The following is a 20,246-nucleotide window of genomic DNA, read 5'->3' on the forward strand; positions in this document are numbered from 1 at the left end:
CAAACGCCTCGGGACGCCCGTCTGGCGCGGTCGCCGTGTGTGATCTGCGACCGGATAAGGTTTCACGTGAGCGGTCCGTAGCGAAGCGGAGGGTCCGCTCACAATAGGTGCAGTTTGCCGCGTGAGCGCTGTGCGGCCGCGGAGGTGAGGGCGTGACCGAGGACTGGGCGGAGCAGCGCGCACGGGCGGTGGCCCATCACGGGGCCGAGCTCGAGCGCCGCCGCGAGGCCGAGGCCGTGCAGGCCAGGGCCCTGATCGCCGACTTCGTGACCGCCGTGCGGGAGGCGGGCCCGCCGGCCGAGCCGCTGCGCGCACGCTCCTACGGCGGACGGTCCTACCGAACGACGCTGCGGGGTTGGTACCTCAATCCGGCCCGCACCATCGCGATCTCCGAGACCGGGGAGTACTACTCGCTGCTCGTCCCGTCGTCGGCCATGGCGCTGCTCACCGGGGCCGACCCCCGCCCGCAGCCGCCGCGCCTCATCGTGGGCGAGGGGGCGCGCGACGGCGAGTCGATGCCGCTGGCGGCGCTGCTGCAGCGGCTGCTCACCCGGTCCGGATGAACTCCGGCGGCACCGCGTCCGAAAGCCACACACCGTTGTCCGACCGGTAGAACACGTGCCCGGCCCGGGCCATCTCGCCCGCGAGCACGGTGAGGATCACGATGGCGCCCCCGCGGCGGGCCCCGACCCGGCGCGCGGTCGCGGTGTCCGGCGACAGATGCACGTGGTGCCGGCCGCCCCGGTTGAGTCCGGTCGCCTGGATCGAGGAAAGTGCGGCGGCAGCGGTACCGTGGAACAGCACTTCCGGTGGCTCCGCCTCGGCCAGCCCCAGCTCGACGGGCACCGAGTGCCCCTGGTTGGCGCGGATGCGTTCGACGCCGTCCTCGCCCACGGCCACCGCGAAGCGCTGCTTGTCGTTGCCGCCGACGACCTCGTCGAGCGTGGCCCGGTCGATCTTCATGGCGGCGAGGAAGTCGGTCACCGGCACCCACCCGGCGGGGTCGAGCGTGAGCCCGACGCGCGCGGGCTCGTGGCGGAGTGCCTTCGACATCCGCTTACTGATCTTGACTAACTGCTGATATTCCATAACGGCCCTGATTGTGCGTCGCGCCCCTCGTCCGGGTCACGGCATTTTCCGCAGCCCGTCCAGGATGACCCTGACCGCCGTGGCCCGCGTCCGCTCGTCCGGCGCCCACATGGCCGCATGCGAGGCCCCGACCAGCACCGCGACCACCTCGGCGGCCCCGACGTCCCCGCGCAGCGCCCCGGCGTCGCGCGCCCTGGTCACGAGCGCACCGACGGCGCCGAGCAGCTCCCCGCGTACGTCACCGACAACCTCGGTCACATCCACCCCGGCCCCGGACAGCGCATCGGCGAACGCGTTCTTCGTGGCGCTCTGCTCCACCACGTGCTCCAGAAACCCGAACAGCGCGGTACCGGCGTCCTCGTCCTCGGCGGCCCGCCGCGCGTGCTCGACCAGCGCGCGCATCCGCTCGACGAGCACCGCCTCGAGCAGCGCCTCCTTGGTGGGGAAGTGCCGGAACACGGTACCGATGCCGACGCCCGCCCGCCGCGCAACCGCCTCGGTGGAGGCCCCGACCCCTTCGGCCGCGAACACGGCCTCCGCCGCCGCGAGCACCCGCGCCCGGTTCCGCCGCGCATCGGCGCGCAGCGGCCGGTTGACTTCCGGAGTGCCCGCTCCGTATTCTTCAATCGGAGTCACGAATCCGATTGTACGTCCGGAGGCCCCTCATGTTCATCACGATCCTGCTGGCGCTGGTAGCGGGCTTCTTCGCGGGCAACGGCCTGCCGTACTACGTGCAGGGCAGCCTCGGTGTGGGCCGCAACCCGTCGCCGTTGCCGGACCGCCCGGCGGTGAGCGTCGCGGTAGGGGTCTTCGCCTTCGTCATCTCGGGCACGGCGTGGTACTTCGCCGACGTACCGTCCAACCCCCTGGCCGGCTGGCTGTCAGCGGCGGCGGGCGTGCTGGTGGTCGCCCTGATCCACACGCGCACGTGGAACGACCCGAACCCGTGGGGCAAGCGGACCGCCCTGAAAGGCTGAAGCCCTCCGCCGCGGTGGCCGCCTCGTCCCGCCGCGTTTCTCCCACGCCTTGCCGCGCGGCTGACCCTCTCCCGCGTTCTCCCGCGCCTTGCCGCGCGGGCTGACCCTCTCCCGCGTTCTCCCGCGCCTTGCCGCGCGGGCTGACCCTCTCCCGCGTTCTCCCGCGCCTTGCCGCGCGGGCTGACCCTCTCCTGCGTTCTCCCGCGCCTTGCCGCGCGGGCTGACCCTCTCCTGCGTTCTTCCACGCCTTGCCGCGGGCTGACCCTCTCCTGCGTTCTTCCACGCCTTGCCGCGGGCTGACCCTCTCCCGTGTTCTCCCACGCCTGCCGCGCGGGCTGGTCCTCGCCCGCGCCCGCTGCGCCTTTCCCACCGGCCTCAGGCCAGACGGGCCCGCAGATGCTGCCCCCGAGCGGCGGACACCTGAGCCGCAACGGCGTCCCGAACCAGCCCACTGCGATGCCGCACATGCCCCCCGGGCCCCTCGACCAGCAGATGCGCATGCACCAGCTGGTCAACGGCCCCGAGCACGTCATCAAGCTCGATCCCACCCGCCGCGGCGACCTGCTCGACCCGCAACGACCCGAGCGCCGCCGTGAGCCGCAGAATCTCCCAAGCCGCGGGCGGCATCCACCGCGTACGCTGCCGAGCCAGATGCATGGCCACCTCGCCCCCGAGCCCCGGCCCGAGCTCCCGCGCCGCCGCGACCAGCCCCGGAATCCCACCACTGGCCGCGAGCACCCCGGCCTCGAGATCCCGCTCCGTCAACGGCGCAAGCCGGAGCACGAGATCGGCATCCAGCGCCCCGAGCGGCCGCTCGACAATCGCCGAGGGGTACCGGTACGACACCACGACCCGCACCCCCCACTCCTGCAACCACCGCAACTCCGCGACGGAGTCGGCATCGAGGTGCTCGGCGTCGTCGATCGCAACAACAGCGCGAAGCTTCCCGCGGGGCAGCCGAGCGGCAATCCCGTCAAGCTCACCGGGCGAAAGATGCCGCCGCTCCGCCATGGCCGCATCGAGCACCGCATCGGCCGGCCCCCCGAGCTGATGCAGCACGGTCCGCAACCACCCGAGCCGCAGCGCCCCACCCGGCCCGGGCCCACGCCCCAGCCCCACGACATCGGGGTACAGCTCCCGCAACCGCCCAAGCAGAGCCGACTTCCCAGCCCCGGCGGGCCCGGCAACGTGCACAACATCGGCCCCGGCGGCAAGCGCCTCGAGCTCAGCGCCCCGCCCGACAAACCCGCCCCGCCCGGCAACGACACTGTCTCGATCGCGCCCAGTCCGCCCCACGGCAGCCAGCGCGGCAACGGTACCCATGCCCTCTTCCACGTCCCTGACCACCGCCAGGTTCGCCCGCCCCGCCTCCGATAAAACCCCCGAAGCCCATTCGACCCCCGCAGCCCCCACCGCCTTAGGCTCCGACGCCGAACCGAACTGTGCCACCGCACCGGTCTCTGCTACCGCGCCGGCCCTTGACACCACATCGGGCTCTGCCAGCGCACCGCGCCCTGCCAGCGCACCGCGCCCTGCCACCGCGCCGGGCTTCGACACCACATCGGGTTCTGCCACCACAGCCGGCACTGCCACCCCACCGAGCTCTGCCACCCCACCGAGCTCTGCCACCCCACCGGGCCCCGACACCGCATCCGGCACCGACACCGCATCCGGCCCTGACACCGCACCGAGCCCTGACACCGCACCGAGCTCTGCCACCGCACCGAGCTCTGCCACCACATCCGGCTCTGCCACCACATCCGGCTCTGCCGCCACACCGAGCCCCGACGCACCGAGCCCCGACGCACCGCCGACCTCCGACGATGAAGATGCCGCCGGCACCGCGAACTCAAGCCCCGGCACCGCCTTATGCGCCACCGGTCCCGGCACCGCCCCAGCCGCGAACTCCAGCCCCGGCCGAGATCCCGACCCCGACTCCCTCCCAAATCCCGGCCCCGCCGCGGAACCAACCGCACCGTCGCGCGAAGCCCTGCGCCGATCCCCGCGCCGCCGATCAAACGCCGGCGGCCCGCCCTCGAGGGTGACGACGAGCGCATCCCGCAGCGCCGTGGTCGCCCCCGCCGGCGCGATCCCGAGCTCGTCGGTGAGCGCACGAACGCACCGCTCGTACCACCGCAGCACTTCGTCCTTCCGCCCGAGCCCCGCGACCGCGCGCATCACGACGCGGTACCCGCGCTCGGCGTACGGCTCGAGCTCCAGCGCCTGCCGCCCCAGCCGCAACGCCCGCCCCGGATCGCCATCGACGGCCCGCTCGGCCAGGTCGAGCAGCGCCCCGACGAGCGCCGCCTTGACCTCGGCCCGGGCCGGCGCTGCCCAGTCCGCGTACTCGTCCTCGGTGAACGGCAGGTCCCGCGCGAGCCGAACGATCTCCTCGCGCACGTCGGTCCGGTCCGGCTCGGCCTCCGCCACCCGCGCCGCCACCCGCAGCTCCGCGAGGTCGAGCCGCGCCCGGTCGGTCGCGAACACGTAGCCGCCCGCTCGCGTCACGATGAACGAACGCGACGTCGGCACCCTCGGCTGCGGCGCCCGCCGCAGCACCGACACGTAGTGCTCCAGCGCCGCGGCATGGTTGCCCGGCAGCGCCTCGCCCCACACCGCGTCGGCGAGCGCGTCCTTGGACTGCACCCGATCGTGCCGGGCCGCGAGCACCCCCAGCACCTGCCGCGCCCGACGGGGAAGGTCCGCCCCGATCAGCCGCCGCCCGGTCGCATCCGCGGGGTCGATGATCTCGATCGTGCCGAGCACCCGAACGTCCACGCCGCCGCATTCGGCAGCCGGGCCGGGGATCTGAGCGCTCCCGCCGGAGCACTTCAGGTTCACCACAGCCGGGCGTCAGGTCGCCCTGCTTTCCTTGGCGGATGAAGCACACCGCCACCCACGCCGCCCCGGCCATCCGCCTCACCTGGCGCATCGCCCTGGCCGCTGTCCTGGCCACCGCCCTCGCCGCGGGCCTGATCACCACCATCATCTCCGCCGCCACCTGAACCGCCTCCGTCTCGCCCGTTCAGCTACTCATCGGATCGAGGGCCTGATTCGGTTCACGGGTTCAGCAGAGCGGTATGTCGGCGCGCGCCACGATGAGCCGCGGCGCCGTGATCCGCCACGCTTCCGTGATGAGGTCGCCGAGCTCATCCTCGTGGGCCTTGCGCAACCGCACCTGGACCCACCCGATCCGCCCGGACGCGCGTGCCTTCTTGTACGCCCGCGGGTCGTCCTCCACCAGCGCCGCCTGCTCCTCCCGCGTCGCCTTCACGAGCATGGTCAAGTCGTCCGCGCACAGGTACGCGAAAGCCTTGTCCCGCACCCGGAAACCGATGTGGTTGCCGTGCAGGCGCTGGTCGACCTCGGGCAGCATGAGAACCATCCGTAGCGCCTCGTCGACGCTCACCCCGCGTACGGTCCGCAATCCCATGACTCTGGTGTAACAGGACGGTACGACACTTTTCCTGGGATCCGATTTTCCCCATTTGGCGACTTTGTCGACCCTCGCCGGCCGGATCCGCATCGCCGCAGCTAGCGGGCCCTGCCGCGAAAAAATGTCGGTGGGGGTGGCTATGGTGTCGCTCGTCGGGACCGATCACGAGGGGACGACAGGCGATGAGCGAGGACCGGTTCAACACACCAGCCGAGTGGCGCAGACACCTGCTGCCGCGCCGCGGCGGGCTGCCCGTGCCCTACGAGCCCGATCCGGGCGCCGCCGCCATCGTCGCGCGCGAAACCGAGGCGCCGGCCCGCATCCGCCGTGCCCTCACCCACGACAAGACCCCCGGCGACATCTCGGCGGCCGGGCTCGCCCACCTCGCCGGAGAACCGGACAGCACCCCGCTCGGCGCCGCCGCCGTGGCCGTGTTCGCCGTCGGGCCGCCGAAGAAGACCGATGCCAAGACCAGCCGGGCCATCGCCGACGAATGGGTCCGCAGCCGCGGGCTCGCGTTCGCGGTCAGCGCCGCCGTCGAGCTGGTCGACCTGCGCTTCATCAGCGAGCGCGAGGACCTGCGCGGGCAGGACGCCGGGCCGGCGCCCATCACACGGCACAGCCGGGACCGGCCACCGCAGCACCTCAACGCCGACGGTGTGAGCCTGCTGCTGCACCGGCTCCGGACCGCAACGGCCGCGGCGTCCGAGGAGGAGTACGCGGCGGCGGTGGCCGCGCTCGCCCGGCTCCGAGCCGGCGATCTCGCCCCGCACCAGGCCGTTGTCGCCACCTTCCTCGCCCCGACCGAGGACGCATGGGTCAACCGGGACGTGGGCGCCTTCGCGGGGCGGCAGGGGCAGGAGTGGCTCGAGCTGATGCTCACCTCCTGCATCACCGAATCCGACCGGCTGCGGCCGCTGTTCAGCATGGGCTACACGCGTAACCATCTCGTGGGATCGCCGGAGTACCTCTACACCCTCGCGGAAGGCCTCGGCGCGGACGGGCTGCCGGTCTACCTGGAGCTGCTGTCGTCCAACGCGGCCTGGGGCGATGGAGTGCGCCTGCTGCTGACATTGATTGCGGCGGTACCGTCGGACGAGGCTTTTCTCGCGCTGCTCGAACGGTCCGATTCGAAGGCCGGATCCCTCGCTCTGGGCGAGGCCGCCGACCGCTTTCCGCGCCGGGCCGTCCGCCTGCTCGCCACGGCGTCCGGGTCCGGCTCCCGCGGCGTCGTGCTCGGCGAGCTCCTGCGCACGCAGGTCGTGCGGCACCGGGCCGAGGCCGACGAGGTCGCCGCGACGCTGCCCGAGGCCGCGGCCCGCCGGATCACCGCGATCACCGCGCGGCTGGACGCGGTGCGGGAGGCCCCGGCGGAGGCGGTACCACCGCTGCTGGCCGCGCCGCCGTGGACCGCCGGCGGCAAGCCCCGCAAGCCGATCGTCGTCGCGGGCCTGCAGTGCACCGACCCGGTGCGGCTGGAATGGGCCGAGGGCGAGCAGGAGGTGTGGCTGAGGGCCGGGCAGGGGTACCGGTCGCACGGCCGGCGCGACTTCGAGCGGCTCGCGGAGGAGATCCGCGCCGGACGGGCCCGGCCCTACGACGAGGTCGGGTTCTTCCAGGCGGCGCCGGAGGCACTGGCGGTACCACTGCTGGAGCATTGGCGGCCAAGGGACTTCTGGAACGCCGAGCACTGGCTGCGGGGCCTGGTCGCGCGCTACGGGCTCGCGGTGTTCCCGGTGGCGCTCGCCGGAGCCTCGTCCGCGACGGCCGTCGCCCCCGTCCTGCAGCCGTTCACCGGGCCGCCGGTCGGGCCGCTGATGGCCGAGTGGTTCGGGCGGCTCAAGTCGGTGCGGTCCACGGCGGCGGCCTGGCTGCGGCGGCATCCGGCGGCCGCGGCCCGCGAGCTGGTCCCGGCGGCGCTGGGCAAGGCGGGCGCGGCCCGGCGATATGCGGAGCGGGCGCTGTACTTCCTCGCGGGCGAGGGCCACGCCGACGCGATCCGGGCCGCGGCCGAGGGGTACGGGCGCGCGGCCGCCGACGGGATCGCGGCGCTGCTGGACACCGACCCGGTCCAGCTGCTGCCGGCCAAGCTGCCCGCGGTGCCCGACTGGGCCGATGCCGCGCTGCTGGCCCCGATCGAGCTGGCCGACGGTTCGGGGAGCCTGCCCGCCGCGGCGGCCGGTTCGGTGCTGACGATCCTGGCGATGTCGCGGATCGGCGAGCCGTATGCGGGGCTGGCAGTCGTCACCGAGACGTGCACCGCCGGGTCGCTGGCCGAGTTCGCCTGGTCGCTGTTCCAGCGCTGGCAGCTCGCCGGGTTCCCGTCGAAGGAGTCGTGGGCGCTCGACGCGCTCGGGTTCCTCGGCGACGACGAGACCGTGCGGCGGCTGGCGCCCCTGATCCGCGCCTGGCCCGGCGAGGGCGGCCACCAGCGGGCGGTCGCCGCGCTCGACGTGCTCGCCGAGATCGGCACCGACGTGGCGCTCATGCACCTGCACGGCATCGCGGAGAAGGTGAAGTTCCGCGGGCTGAAGGAGCGGGCGCAGGAGAAGATCGCCGACGTGGCCGACGCCCTCGGCCTCTCGCCCGAGCAGCTCGCCGACCGGCTGGTGCCCGACTTCGGCCTCGAGCCCGACGGCACCCTCGTGCTCGACTACGGGCCGCGGCGGTTCGTGGTGGGCTTCGACGAGCAGCTCAAGCCGTACGTCGCGGAGGAGGACGGCAAAAGCCGCAAGGACCTGCCCAAGCCCGGCGCGAAGGACGACCCGCAGCTCGCCCCGGCGGCCGCGGCCCGGTTCGCCGCGCTCAAGAAGGACGTGCGGACCGTCGCCGCCGACCAGATCCGCCGCCTCGAACGGGCCATGGTGTGGCGGCGGCGCTGGACGCCGGAGGAGTTCCGGCGGTTCATCGTCGAGCACCCGCTGGTGTGGCACGTGGCGCGACGCCTGGTGTGGGCCGCGTACGCCGCCCCGGCCGCTGGCGCCGCCTCAGCCCCGCCGGGCGTCCCGGCCGCTGGCGTGGTCTCAGCCGCGCAGGCTCCTGGCACCGCCCCGGCCGCACCGGGCGTCCCGGCCGCTGGCGTGGTCTCAGCCGCGCAGGCTCCTGGCACCGCCTCGGCCGCGCCGGGCGTCCCGGCCGCCGGCGTCGTCTCAGCCGCGCCGGCCGCCGGCGCTGTCCCGGCCGCGCACGGCGCCCCGGTTGCTGGTGCCACGCCTTCGACGTCGGGATCGGCCAAGGGCGGTGACGGGGTGGTGGCGGTCGGCGGGGCAATGCTGGTCAGTCTTCGCGTCGCCGAGGACCGCACGCTGGCCGGCGTCGACGACGAGCCCGCCGCGATCCCCGACGGGGCCGTGATCGGCGTTGCGCACCCGCTGGAGCTCGGCGACGACCTCGCCGGATGGGCCGGGGTGTTCGCCGACTACGAGATCCTGCAGCCCTTCGAGCAGCTCGCCCGCGACATCCAGACGCTGACGGAGGGGGAGCGGCCGGCGACGGAGCTGCACCGGTACGCCGGGGTGAAGGTCCCCACCACCAAGGTGCTCGGCCTGGAGCGGCGCGGGTGGCGGCGGGCGGCGCCGCAGGACGCGGGAATGCAGCCGGCCATGGAGCGCGACCTGCCCGGCGGGGCGACGCTGATGCTCGACCTCGACCCCGGGATCGTCGTCGGCCTCGTGACCGAGTTCGAGAACCAGACGCTCGGGACCGCGTTCATCCTGCCCGCGGGCAGCTCCAGCTGGGACCGGCGGCGCGGCCTGCCGTTCGCCACGCTCGACCCGGTGACGGCGTCGGAGATCCTGCGGGACCTGCGCGAGGTGACCCAGTGACCGCCGCGGGCGGCCCGGCGGGGCCGGAAATCGTTGCGGTGGAAGGGCTTGACGCGGAGTTGGAGTCGGTGCAGCGGCCGCCGGCCGAGGTTCGGTTCGCCGACGAGCTGCGGCTCCTGGCCGAGACCGATCGAGGGCCGCGGCCGCCGGGGTGGGTGCTCAGCCTCACCGCGGCGCGGCGGTTCATCGTCGGGGACGCGGCCGCGGGGATCAGCCGGAAGTTCGTCGGCGACCCGTCGCTCATCGACCGGGCGCTGGTGTCGCTGGCCACGAGCCGGGGCCTGATGCTCGTCGGGGAGCCGGGCACCGCCAAGTCGCTGCTGTCCGAGCTGCTCGCGGCGGCCGTCAGCGGGGTGTCGACGCTGACGATCCAGGGTGGGGCGGCGACGACCGAGGACCAGATCAAGTACTCCTGGAACTATGCGCTGCTCGTCGCCGAGGGGCCGTCGACCCGTTCGCTGGTGCGGGCGCCGCTGCTGCGCGGCATGGCGGAGGGGCGGACGGTGCGGTTCGAGGAGATCACGCGCTGTCCGCTGGAGGTACAGGACAGTCTGCTGTCGCCGCTGTCGGACCGGGTGCTGGCCGTCCCGGAGCTGACCGGGCCGGACGCGATGGTGTTCGCGCGCGACGGGTTCAACGTGATCGCCACGGCCAACACCCGCGACCGCGGCGTCAACGAGATGAGCGCCGCGCTGAAACGGCGGTTCAACTTCGAGACCGTGTTCCCGATCGCGGACCTGCAGACCGAGCTCGCCCTCGTCGAGGCCGAGGCCGGGGCGCTCCTGCGCCGCTCGGGGGTGACGGCGCCGCCGCGGCAGGACGTGCTCGAGGTACTGGTGACGACGTTCCGTGAGCTGCGGACCGGGCGCACGGCGCGCGGCGACTCGATGGACCGGCTCACGGCGGTGATGAGCACGGCCGAGGCGGTGGCCGTCGCGCACGCGGTCGGGCTGCGCGGGTGGTTCCTGCGCGGCGAGCCGGGCACCGCGGCCGACCTCGTGGCCTGCCTCGCCGGGACCGCGGCCAAGGACAGCCCGGAGGATCTGGCGAAGCTGCGGCGGTACCTGGAGCAGCAGGTCACCTGGCGCGGCGGCGAACAGTGGCGGGCCCTGCACGCCGCACGGCACCAGCTGCCGGGCTGAGGTGCGCGATGCCGGCGACGTTCATCGGGGTGCGGCACCACAGCCCCGCCTGTGCCCGACTGGTCGGCGAGACGATCGCCGCTCTGCGGCCCGCGTACGTGCTCGTCGAGGGGCCGGCGGACATGAACGACCGCATCGGCGAGCTGCTGCTCGGGCATGACCTGCCCATCGCGGTGTTCAGCAGCTACCGCGACGAGCACCGGCACGCCGGGTCGTGGGCGCCGTTCTGCGAGTACTCGCCGGAGTGGGTCGCGCTGCGGGAGGGTCACGCCGCCGGGGCCGAGGTGCGCTTCATCGACCTCCCCGCGTGGCACGAGGCGCTGGCCGGGCGCGAGAACCGGTACTCCGACGCCGACGACCGCTACGCCGAGGCGATCGACCGGCTGTGCGAGACGTTCTCGGTCGACAACGTGGACTCGCTGTGGGACCACCTCTTCGAGATCGAGCCCACGGGGGACGGGAGCGGGATCGAGGCGCGTCTGACGGCGTACTTCGATCTGCTGCGCGGGGAGTCGGAGGCGAGCGAGGGGGATCGGGCGCGCGAGGAGTACATGGCGCGGTGGGTGCGGGCGGCGGTGCGCGAGGCCGGGGAACGGCCCGTGGTCGTGGTCACGGGCGGGTTCCACCGGCCGGCGCTGGTTCGGCTCGCGGGTGAGGGCCGCGAGGCGGCGGACGGGCGCGGAGCGGATCGCGAGGAGCGCGGCGGGGGCGTGGGCTTGGCGCCGGGAGGGGCCGAGTGTGGCGGCTTGCTTTCAGGAGGGGCTGAGGACGACGGCGACGGGTTGCCGCCTGCAGGGGCCGAGCGCGACGGTGGCGACGCGTGGCCGGTCGCGCCGGTGTTGCCGGAAGGGGCCGTCGGCGGGAGTTACCTGGTGCCGTATTCGTTTCGGCGGCTCGACGCTTTCGACGGGTACCAGTCGGGGATGCCGTCGCCGGAGTACTACCAGCGGTTGTGGGACTCGGGGCCGGAACGGGCCGCGGAGGGGCTGGTCGAGGCGGTCGTCGGGCGGTTGCGGGCGCGGCGGCAACGGGCCTCGACCGCGGATCTCATCGCGGCGCGGGCGTCCGCGGCCGGGCTCGCGGCGGTACGCGGGCACCGGCACCCCGGGCGGACCGACATTCTCGACGGGCTCGCCGCCGCGCTCGTGCAGGACGCGCTCGACGAGCCGCTGCCGTGGGCGACGCGGGGGAGGCTGCGGCCCGGTACGCATCCGGTCGTCGTCGAGATGGTCGCGGCGCTCAGCGGGGACCGGGTCGGGCGGCTGCACAAGGCGACGCCGTTGCCGCCGCTCGTGCACGACGTGGCGGCCGAGATCGAGCGGGAGGGGCTGGCCGCGGGTGGGGCGGTCGCCCTGAGCCTGACGAACCCCGACGGGCTGCGGCGCAGCCGGATGCTGCATCGGCTGCGGGTGCTGGCGATCCCGGGGTTTGCGCGGCGGCACGGGCCGGCGACGGGGATCGACCCGGTGCTCGACGAGCAGTGGACGGTCAGCGAGCACGAGCATCGGCTGCCGGCGTTGATCGAGGCGGGGGCGTACGGGGCGACGCTCGAGGCGGCCGCGGCCGCGATGATCGCCGAGCGCATCGCGGGGGCGGGCGGTCGCGTGGGGCTGCCCGCCGAGGCGTTGTTCGACGCGGCGCTGTGCGGCACGACCCGGCTGTCGGAGCAGGTGTTGCGCGATCTCGGGCGCGGGATCGCCGCGGCGCAGGATCTGGGGGAGGTGGGGCGCCTGCTCGGGGTACTGCTGGCGCTGTGGCGGCATGATCGGCTGCTCGGCACCGCCGGGTCCGCGGCGCTCGGGGTGGTCATCGCCGCGGCGCACGACCGGGTGCTCTGGCTGGCCGAAGGGGCGCGGGGGGCCGCTGCGCCCGCCGACCCGGGGCGGATCGGGGCGGTCGTCGCGCTGCGGGACACGGCGCGGCACGCCGGGGCCGAGCTCGGGCTCGATCGGGACGCGGCGCTGGCGACGATGGGGCGGGTCGCGGCCGGGCGGGACGGGCCGCCCGACCTGCGCGGAGGGGCGTTCGGGTTCGGCTGGGCGCTCGGGGCGCAGGGCGATCCGGTGCGGGCGGTCCGGGGCGCGGGCGGGCCGGTCGCGCTCGGGGACTGGCTGGCGGGGCTGTTCGCGGTGGCGCGGGAGGAGGTGCTGCACGCACAGGGGGTGCTGGACCTGCTCGACGAGCTCGTGTGCGGGTTCGGGGCCGAGGACTTCCTGATCGCGTTGCCGGCGTTGCGGCAGGCGTTCGCGTACTTCCCGCCGCGGGAGCGGGAGACGATCGCCGAGCATGTATTGGCCCGGCGCGGGGTCGCGGGGTCGGGGCGGGCCCTGCTGCGGGCGCCCGCGGTCGATGCGGGCGTACTGGCGCGGGCGGCCGCGCTGGAGGAGCGGGTGGATGCCGCGTTGGCGCGTCAGGGGCTGGTGTCATGACTACGGACTCGGACAGCGGTGTCGACCCGGGGCTGCAGCGGTGGCGGCTCGTGCTCGGGGAGGCCGCCGACGGGGCGCTCGGCGGTGCGGTGCTCAATGCCGGCGGGGTCGGGCAGGACGCGGCGCTGGATTGGCTGTACGGGCGGGACGAGGAGCTGCAGCGGCGCGGGGTCAGGCGGACCGGGCGGCACGGCGGGGACGGGCCGTCCATCATCACGACCGTCGACTGGCTCGATCAGATCACGAAGCTGTTCCCCAAGGAGACCATCGAGCGGCTCGAGCGGGATGCGGTGGAGCGGTACCAGATCCATGACGTGGTGACCGACCCCGCGGTGCTGGCGCGGATCGAGCCGAACGAGACGCTGCTGCGGGCCGTGCTGCGCACCAAACATCTCATGAACCCCGAGGTCCTGCACCAGGCGCGGCGGATCGTCGAGGCGGTCGTCAAGCAGCTCATGGACCGGCTCGCGACCGAGGTGCGGCGGGCGTTCACGGGGGCGCGGTCGCGTACCCCGAGCCGGTTCCGGCTGGCGCGCGACTTTGATGTGCGGCGGACACTGCGGGCCAACCTGGGGCACTATCGGGCGCAGGACCGCAAGGTGTACGTCGAGCAGGCATACTTCTTCTCGCGTACCCGCCGCCACGTCGAGCGGTGGCAGCTGATCCTCCTGGTCGACCAGTCGGGTTCGATGGCCGGCTCCGTGATCCACGCGGCCGTCACCGCGGCGTGCCTCTGGGGGCTGCCCGGCGTGAAGACGCACCTGGTCACGTTCGACACCGACGTGGCCGACCTGACCGGCGAGATCGACGATCCCGTCGAGATCCTGATGAAGGTGCAGCTTGGCGGCGGTACCGACATCGGGCGCGCGGTCGCGTACGCCACGGGACTGGTCGAGCAGCCCCGCCGCACGATCGTCGCGCTCATCAGCGACTTCTACGAGGGCGGCGACCCGGGGCGGCTGGTGCGCGGCGTGCAGGCGCTCGTCGAGCAGGGCACCAAGGTGCTGTGCCTGGCCGCGCTGGACGAGCAGGCCGAGCCCGCGTACGACCCGGATATGGGCCGGCACCTCGCCGACGTCGGGGCCGCGGTGGGCGCGATGACCCCGGGCGAGCTGGCGGCCTTCGTGGCGGAGCACGTGGGCCGATGAGCGGAAGACGGGTTCGGGCCGGTGGGCCGATGAGCGGAAGACGGGTTCGGGCCGGTGCGCCGAGCGGAAGACGAGTTCGGGCCGGTGGGCCGATGAGCGGGGACGAGCTCCCGCTGATGTGTCGCGCGGCGTCGGCCAGGAGCGGGAACGGGTTCGGGCCGGGGCGCTGCGGGACGGCGGTGGGGCGATGAGAAACGACGTGCTCGCGCTGACGGCCGATGCGCTCGCGGCGCTCACCAACCGGGGGCTCGTCAAGCGCGCCGCCAAGGAGGTCGACGCGGCGCCGCCGGCCGTGGTCGAGGAGCCGGACGGAACGCTCCGCGGGACCTTTGCCGACGGGGCCGCGCCGGTGCTGCCGACCGGAGGGCTGGAGCGGGCGAGCTGTACGTGCGGGGCGGTCGGCGTGTGCCGGCATGTGCTCGGCTTGATCCTCGCGTACCAGGTGGGCGCGGCGGCCGACGAGACACCGGGTCGGGTCGTGGACTGGTCGCCGGGGTGGTTCGACGACGAGCGGCTCGCCGAGCGCATCGGGGCGCGGATGCTGGCGGCGGCGCGGAGGGCTCGGCGGGCCGGGTACCACGCGCGGGTGTACCGGCCCAGCGCCGCCGACCCCGCCGCGCGCGTCGACCTCGGGTCGGCCACCGTGCGGTTCCTGGTGCCGGACGACCTCGGGTTCGTCCACACCGACGCGGTCGCCGGGGCCCGGGACGACGTGATCGCACTTGCGGTGTGGGCGTTCCGGGTCGCCGATGAGGAAGCGCCGGGCGTGCCCGATGTCCAGGTCGGCGTCGGCGAACCGCAGGAGTCCGGAGGCGAAGGAGCGCAGCCTGACGAGCGGGAGGCGGGCGGCAGAGGGGCGCAGCCCGGTCAGCGGGAGGCAGGCGGCGGCGGGGCGCAGCCCGACGAGCGGGAGGCGGGTGGCGGGGGGACGCTGCCGGGTCAGCGGGAGGTCGCTGGTGGATCGGTGCGGCGCGGCGCCGGCGGGCTGGGGGCTCTGCGTGGTTCGGGGGAGCAGGAGGCCGGGGTCTCGCTCGCCGATGAGGTGTTGCTCGGCGGGGCGATTCACCTCGGTGCCGGGTTCTCGGGGCGTGTGGCCGAGGTGCGGCGGCGGCTCGAGCGAGCCGGGCTGCGGTGGCCGTTGAATGCGGTCGGGGAGCTGGCGGAGCAGCTGGAGGCGTACCGGGAGCGGGGGAGTGGTTACACGCCCGAGCGGGTTGCCGAGCTCGTCGGGGAGCTGCACGCCCGGGCCCGGGCGGCGCGCGGTGGGCAAGGGCGGGCTCGGGTGCTCGGGACCGAGGAGGCGGCCGAGACGCCGCTGCGGCGGGTTCGGCTCGATGGGCTCGGGTGCCGGGTCGTGGCGGCCGGGAGTGCGGTGGGCGGGGACGAGCGGCGGGTTGTCGAGGTGTACCTCGCCCACGCCGACAGTGCCACCGTGCTCGTGCTGCGCCGGGCCTGGGACGGGGACGACAGCGGTGCGGTGCTCGGGCGGCGGCGGCTCGCGGGGTCGAGCGTCGGCGGGCTCGCGGCGGGGACTCTCGTGACGGAGTCGGCGGTGCGTAGTGCGAGCCGGGCGGTACGGCTGACTACGAGCCGCGTCGCCAAGGCCACCGTTACGGTGTCGCGCGGGGCTTGGGGCGGGCTGCCCGAGGCGCTGCTCGTGCGGGATCTGGCCGCGCTCGCCGTGGAGCTCGATCGGCTGCCGCCGCGGGTCGTCCGGCCGCGGATCGAGGCCGAGCTCGTTCGGGTGCTGGAGGTCGCGGAGGTGCGGGCCGTGGCGTACGCGCCGGGGGCTCAGCGGCTCGAGGCCGTGCTCGCCGATCGGCACGGCAACCTGGCCACCCTGACCGCGACGCACACGGCCGCCGCCCCCGGCCGCCTGGACGCCATCGCCGCGAGCCTCGACGCGTTCGCCGACACCGCACAGCTCGCCAAGGACACGAGTGCCAAGGACGCGAGTGCCAAGGACGCGAGCGCGAGCGGCAAGGACGCGAGCGCCAAGGACACGAGTGCCAAGGACGCGAGTGCCAAGGACGCGAGCGCGAGCGGCAAGGACGCGAGCGCCAAGGACACGAGTGCCAAGGACACGAGTGCCAAGGACGCGAGCGCGAGCGCCAAAGACGCGAGCGCGAGCGCCAAAGACGCGGTCGTGTACATCAGCGGGGTGGTCAGGCGCGCCCAAGGCGGCATCGAGATCGACCCCCTCGCGATCGCCGACGGTGTGCGCGTCGTCGTCCCCGATCTGGCCGAGGCCGATTGCCGGGACATCGGGCCTCCGTGGGAGGGGCGCAAGGACCCCGTCCAGGCCGCCCTCGACCACGCGATAGCGACCCTGGCCGAGATGCCCCACCGGGGTATGCGCCACCTCCCGCCCGGCTTCGGTGACCGTCTGCGCAAGGCCGGTGACGGGCTGAACCAGACGGGGCTGTACAAGGCGGCCGCGGCCGTCGAGCGGCTCCGGGCGGCGCTCGGGCCCGACCCCGGCGCGGCGGCGGCCGAGGCTTGGGTCGACGCCCATCTGCGACTGACGGTAACGGCGGAACTGCAGTAGCGCAGTGCCCTTCGACACGTCCGAGGGGCATCCCCGCACAGCGGTCCGGATAGGGGTAGGGTCCAGGGCCGGACCTGTCAGACCGAGCCCTGGGGGGTTGAGCATGGCCGACTCGTTCGTGCATCTCCACGTGCACACCGAGTACTCCATGCTCGACGGCGCCGCGCGGCTCAAGGAGATGTTCGCCGAGGCCAACCGGCTCGGCATGCCCGCCGTCGCGATCACCGACCACGGGAACATGCACGGTGCGTACGACTTCTACAAGCAGGCCAAGGGGGCCGGGGTCACGCCGATCCTCGGCGTCGAGGCGTACGTCGCGCCCGAGTCCCGCCTGACCAAGCAGCGCATCCGCTGGGGGCGGCCGGACCAGAAGGACGACGACGTCTCCGGCTCGGGCGGCTACACCCACAAGACCATCTGGGCGCGCAACAAGACCGGCCTGCACAACCTGTTCCGGCTCAACTCGCGCGCGTCGATCGAGGGCCACTTCGTGAAGTGGCCGCGGATGGACGCCGAGATCATCGCCGAGCACGCCGAGGGCCTGATGGCCACGACCGGCTGCCCGTCCGGCGAGGTCCAGACGCGGCTGCGGCTCGACCAGTTCGACGAGGCCCTGCAGGCCGCCGCGAAGTACCAGGAGATCTTCGGCAAGGAGCACTACTTCCTCGAGGTCATGGACCACGGCCTCGACATCGAGAAGCGGGTCCGCGAGGGCCTGACCGAGATCTCCAAGCGGCTCAACATCCCGCCCGTGGTCACCAACGACTCGCACTACACGCACCAGGCCCAGGCCGAGGCCCACGACGTGCTGCTGTGCGTGCAGACCGCGGCGAACATCAACGACCCGAAGCGGTTCCGGTTCGGCGGTTCGGGCTACTACCTCAAGTCCGCCGACGAGATGCGGGCCGTCGACTCGTCCGAGCTGTGGCAGAACGGCTGCCGGAACACGCTGCTGGTGGCCGAGAAGGTCGACACCGACGGCATGTTCGAGTTCCGCAACCTGATGCCGCGCTTCCCGGTGCCGGAGGGCGAGACCGAGGAGTCCTGGTTCCTCGCCGAGGTCGCCCGCGGCCTGGCGCGGCGCTTCCCCGGGGGCGTCGACGAGGTGCACCAGCGGCAGGCCGACTACGAGGCCGACATCATCATCAAGATGGGCTTCCCGGCGTACTTCCTCGTCGTCTCGGACTTCATCCTCTGGGCCAAGAACGAAGGCATCGCCGTCGGGCCCGGGCGTGGCTCGGCGGCCGGGAGCCTGGTCGCGTACGCGATGGGGATCACCGACCTCGACCCGCTCCCGCACGGACTGATCTTCGAGCGGTTCCTCAACCCCGACCGCGTCTCGATGCCCGACATCGACATCGACTTCGACGAGCGCCGGCGCGGCGACGTCATCCGCTACGTGACCGAGCGCTGGGGCGACGACCGGGTCGCGCAGATCGCCACCTTCGGCACCATCAAGGCCAAGGCCGCCATCAAGGACTCGGCGCGCGTGCTGGGCTACCCGTTCGCGGTCGGCGACAAGATCACCAAGGCCATGCCGCCCGCGGTGATGGGCAAGGACATCCCGCTCTCGGGCATCTTCGACCCCAACCACCCGCGGTACTCCGAGGCGGTCGAGTTCCGCGCGCTGTACGACAGCGACCCCGACGTCAAGAAGGTCGTCGAGACCGCGAAGGGCCTCGAGGGCCTGATCCGGCAGACGGGCGTCCACGCGGCCGGCGTGATCATGTCCGCCGAGCCGCTCATCGACCACGTGCCGCTCATGCGGCGCGACGCCGACGGGGCGATCATCACGCAGTTCGACTACCCGACCTGCGAGACGCTCGGCCTGCTGAAGATGGACTTCCTCGGCCTGCGCAACCTGACGATCATCGACGACGCGGTGAAGAACATCAAACGCCGCGGGATCGACCTCGACCTGCTCGCGCTCGAGCTGGACGACAAGCCCGCCTACGAGCTGCTGGCCCGCGGCGACACCCTCGGCGTGTTCCAGCTCGACGGCGGGCCGATGCGCTCGCTGCTGCGGCTGATGAAGCCCGACAACTTCGAGGACATCTCGGCCGTGCTGGCCCTGTACCGGCCCGGCCCGATGGGCGCCAACTCGCACACGAACTACGCGCTGCGCAAGAACGGCCAGCAGGACATCATCCCGATCCACCCGGAGCTGGAGGAGCCGCTCAAGGAGATCCTCGGCCCGACCTACGGGCTGATCGTGTACCAGGAGCAGGTGCAGCGCGCCGCGCAGAAGCTGGCCGGCTACACGCTGGGCCAGGCCGACCTGCTGCGCCGGGCCATGGGCAAGAAGAAGAAGGAGGTCCTGGAGAAGGAGTTCGTGCCGTTCCGCGACGGCATGCGCGGCAACGGCTACAGCGACGACGCGATCCAGAAGCTCTGGGACGTGCTCGTGCCCTTCGCCGACTACGCCTTCAACAAGGCCCACACCGCCGGCTACGGGCTGGTCTCGTACTGGACCGCCTACCTCAAGGCCAACTACCCGGCCGAGTACATGGCCGCCCTGCTCACCAGCGTCGGCGACGACAAGGACAAGATGGCCATGTACCTGGCCGAGTGCCGGCGCATGGGCATCGAGGTCCTCCCGCCCGACGTCAACGAGTCCACCGGCCCCTTCACCCCGGTCGGCAAGGACATCCGCTTCGGCCTGGCCGCGGTGCGCAACGTCGGCCACAACGTCGTCGACGCGATCGCGCGCTGCCGGCAGACCGCGAACGGGCCGTACAAGGACTTCGACGACTTCCTGTCGAAGGTCGACGCGGTCGTGTGCAACAAGAAGACGATCGAGTCGCTGATCAAGGCGGGCGCGTTCGACTCGATGAAGCACCCGCGCCGCGGCCTGCTGGCCATCCACGCCGACGCGATCGACAACTACGCCGACCTTAAGAAGAACGAGGCCATCGGGCAGTTCGACCTGTTCGGCGACGCGTTCGGCACGGAGGACTCGTCCTCCGGCGGCACGGCGATGTCGGTGCAGATCCCCCAGATCGAGTGGGACAAGCGCGAGCTGCTCACGTTCGAGCGGGAGATGCTCGGCCTGTACGTCTCCGACCACCCGCTGTTCGGCCTGGAGTCGGTGCTGTCCAAGGCGGCCGACACCGAGATCAGCCGCCTCTCGGAGGAGGGCGCGATCGCCGACGGCACCGTCGTCACCCTGGCCGGCATGCTCACCGGCGTGCAGCGGCGCATCACCAAGCAGGGCAAGCCGTGGGCCTCGGCGACGCTGGAGGACCTCGGCGGCGCGGTCGAGGCGCTGTTCTTCCCCAACACCTACGAGCTCGTCGGGCAGTACATCGCCGAGGACGCGATCGTGGTCGTGAAGGGCCGCGTCGACCGGCGTGACGAGACGCCCCGGCTGATGGCGATGGACCTGTCGATGCCGGACATCAGCGCCGCCGACGAGAACCGGCCGGTCGTGCTGTCGCTGCCCGCCACCCGGTGCACCCCGCCGCTTGTCGACCGGCTCAAGGAGATCCTGGTCAACCACCCGGGCAAGGCCGAGGTGCACGTGAAGCTCAGCCACGGCTCGCGGGTGACGCTGCTGCGCCTGGGGCCGTACCACGTCAACCCGACCACGGCGCTCAAGGGCGACCTCAAGGCACTGCTCGGGCCCAACAGCTTCAGCTGAGGTCGCCGCGGGG

At 73.3% G+C, this 20,246-nt stretch carries 12 protein-coding genes and 1 pseudogene; 9 read left to right on the forward strand and 4 right to left on the reverse strand.

The window, feature by feature from the left end:
• Nucleotides 1-152: 152 nt before the first annotated feature.
• Entirely contained in the window at nt 153-563 is a 411-nt protein-coding gene (locus ACPPVO_RS13135) for a hypothetical protein (RefSeq protein ID WP_426511476.1), read from the forward strand.
• Here ACPPVO_RS13135 and ACPPVO_RS13140 read toward each other — a convergent pair.
• Together ACPPVO_RS13140 and ACPPVO_RS13145 are read right to left on the reverse strand one after the other, a co-directional pair.
• A complete protein-coding gene (locus ACPPVO_RS13140) occupies nt 547-1,053 on the reverse strand; it encodes an RNA 2'-phosphotransferase (protein ID WP_426511477.1) in 507 nt (168 codons plus the stop codon). The two genes, ACPPVO_RS13135 and ACPPVO_RS13140, sit on opposite strands and share 17 nt — an antisense overlap.
• A gap of 72 nt (nt 1,054-1,125) precedes the next feature.
• Nucleotides 1,126-1,725 (reverse strand): TetR/AcrR family transcriptional regulator, encoded by a 600-nt coding sequence (locus ACPPVO_RS13145; protein ID WP_426511478.1) that lies wholly within the window; start codon nt 1,723-1,725, stop codon nt 1,126-1,128.
• 29 nt (nt 1,726-1,754) lie between these two features.
• On the opposite strand from ACPPVO_RS13145, the gene ACPPVO_RS13150 reads away from it, so the two are divergent.
• Nucleotides 1,755-2,066, forward strand: coding sequence for a hypothetical protein (locus ACPPVO_RS13150; RefSeq protein WP_426511479.1), 312 nt, complete (start codon nt 1,755-1,757; stop codon nt 2,064-2,066).
• Nucleotides 2,067-2,441: 375 nt separating this feature from the next.
• Here the strand turns inward: ACPPVO_RS13150 and ACPPVO_RS13155 are convergent, their stop codons facing one another.
• Complete coding sequence (locus ACPPVO_RS13155) at nt 2,442-4,832, reverse strand: BTAD domain-containing putative transcriptional regulator (protein ID WP_426511480.1); 2,391 nt, start codon at nt 4,830-4,832, stop codon at nt 2,442-2,444.
• Nucleotides 4,833-4,945: 113 nt separating this feature from the next.
• On the opposite strand from ACPPVO_RS13155, the gene ACPPVO_RS13160 reads away from it, so the two are divergent.
• Nucleotides 4,946-5,071, forward strand: a complete 126-nt coding sequence (locus tag ACPPVO_RS13160) for a hypothetical protein (protein WP_426511481.1) — start codon at nt 4,946-4,948, stop codon at nt 5,069-5,071.
• 62 nt (nt 5,072-5,133) lie between these two features.
• On the opposite strand, the gene ACPPVO_RS13165 is transcribed toward ACPPVO_RS13160, so the two are convergent.
• A complete protein-coding gene (locus ACPPVO_RS13165; protein WP_426511482.1) occupies nt 5,134-5,499 on the reverse strand; it encodes an MmcQ/YjbR family DNA-binding protein in 366 nt (121 codons plus the stop codon).
• 185 nt (nt 5,500-5,684) lie between these two features.
• Here ACPPVO_RS13165 and ACPPVO_RS13170 point away from each other — a divergent pair, with 185 nt between their 5' ends.
• The 6 genes and pseudogenes from ACPPVO_RS13170 to dnaE all read left to right on the forward strand — a co-directional run bounded on the left by ACPPVO_RS13170 (nt 5,685) and on the right by dnaE (nt 20,233).
• Nucleotides 5,685-9,326 (forward strand): DUF4132 domain-containing protein, encoded by a 3,642-nt coding sequence (locus ACPPVO_RS13170; RefSeq protein ID WP_426511483.1) that lies wholly within the window; start codon nt 5,685-5,687, stop codon nt 9,324-9,326.
• A 68-nt stretch (nt 9,327-9,394) separates the two neighbouring features.
• Nucleotides 9,395-10,468 carry an ATP-binding protein gene (locus tag ACPPVO_RS13175; RefSeq protein WP_426514620.1) on the forward strand — a complete coding sequence of 358 codons (1,074 nt, stop codon included), beginning with the start codon at nt 9,395-9,397 and terminating at the stop codon, nt 10,466-10,468.
• An 8-nt stretch (nt 10,469-10,476) separates the two neighbouring features.
• Nucleotides 10,477-12,897, forward strand: a complete 2,421-nt coding sequence (locus ACPPVO_RS13180) for a DUF5682 family protein (protein ID WP_426511484.1) — start codon at nt 10,477-10,479, stop codon at nt 12,895-12,897.
• A complete protein-coding gene (locus tag ACPPVO_RS13185; protein ID WP_426511485.1) occupies nt 12,894-14,045 on the forward strand; it encodes a VWA domain-containing protein in 1,152 nt (383 codons plus the stop codon). The genes ACPPVO_RS13180 and ACPPVO_RS13185 overlap by 4 nt, the downstream gene beginning before the upstream one ends.
• A gap of 187 nt (nt 14,046-14,232) precedes the next feature.
• Nucleotides 14,233-15,945, forward strand: a pseudogene (locus ACPPVO_RS13190) (hypothetical protein); the annotation flags it as partial.
• A gap of 751 nt (nt 15,946-16,696) precedes the next feature.
• Nucleotides 16,697-20,233 carry a DNA polymerase III subunit alpha gene (gene dnaE, locus ACPPVO_RS13195; protein ID WP_426511486.1) on the forward strand — a complete coding sequence of 1,179 codons (3,537 nt, stop codon included), beginning with the start codon at nt 16,697-16,699 and terminating at the stop codon, nt 20,231-20,233.
• Nucleotides 20,234-20,246: the final 13 nt, after the last annotated feature.

This window comes from Dactylosporangium sp. McL0621 (genome assembly GCF_049995355.1).
GTDB lineage: Bacteria > Actinomycetota > Actinomycetes > Mycobacteriales > Micromonosporaceae > Dactylosporangium.

Excerpts from the sequence above, each read along its gene's own strand:
- ACPPVO_RS13165 (WP_426511482.1), bottom strand. The coding sequence starts at position 5,499 with ATGGGATTGCGGACCGTACGCGGGGTGAGCGTCGACGAGGCGCTACGG.
- ACPPVO_RS13180 (WP_426511484.1), top strand. The coding sequence starts at position 10,477 with ATGCCGGCGACGTTCATCGGGGTGCGGCACCACAGCCCCGCCTGTGCC.
- ACPPVO_RS13160 (WP_426511481.1), top strand. The coding sequence starts at position 4,946 with ATGAAGCACACCGCCACCCACGCCGCCCCGGCCATCCGCCTCACCTGG.
- ACPPVO_RS13140 (WP_426511477.1), bottom strand. The coding sequence starts at position 1,053 with ATGTCGAAGGCACTCCGCCACGAGCCCGCGCGCGTCGGGCTCACGCTC.
- ACPPVO_RS13170 (WP_426511483.1), top strand. The coding sequence starts at position 5,685 with ATGAGCGAGGACCGGTTCAACACACCAGCCGAGTGGCGCAGACACCTG.
- ACPPVO_RS13185 (WP_426511485.1), top strand. The coding sequence starts at position 12,894 with ATGACTACGGACTCGGACAGCGGTGTCGACCCGGGGCTGCAGCGGTGG.
- dnaE (WP_426511486.1), top strand. The coding sequence starts at position 16,697 with ATGGCCGACTCGTTCGTGCATCTCCACGTGCACACCGAGTACTCCATG.
- ACPPVO_RS13150 (WP_426511479.1), top strand. The coding sequence starts at position 1,755 with ATGTTCATCACGATCCTGCTGGCGCTGGTAGCGGGCTTCTTCGCGGGC.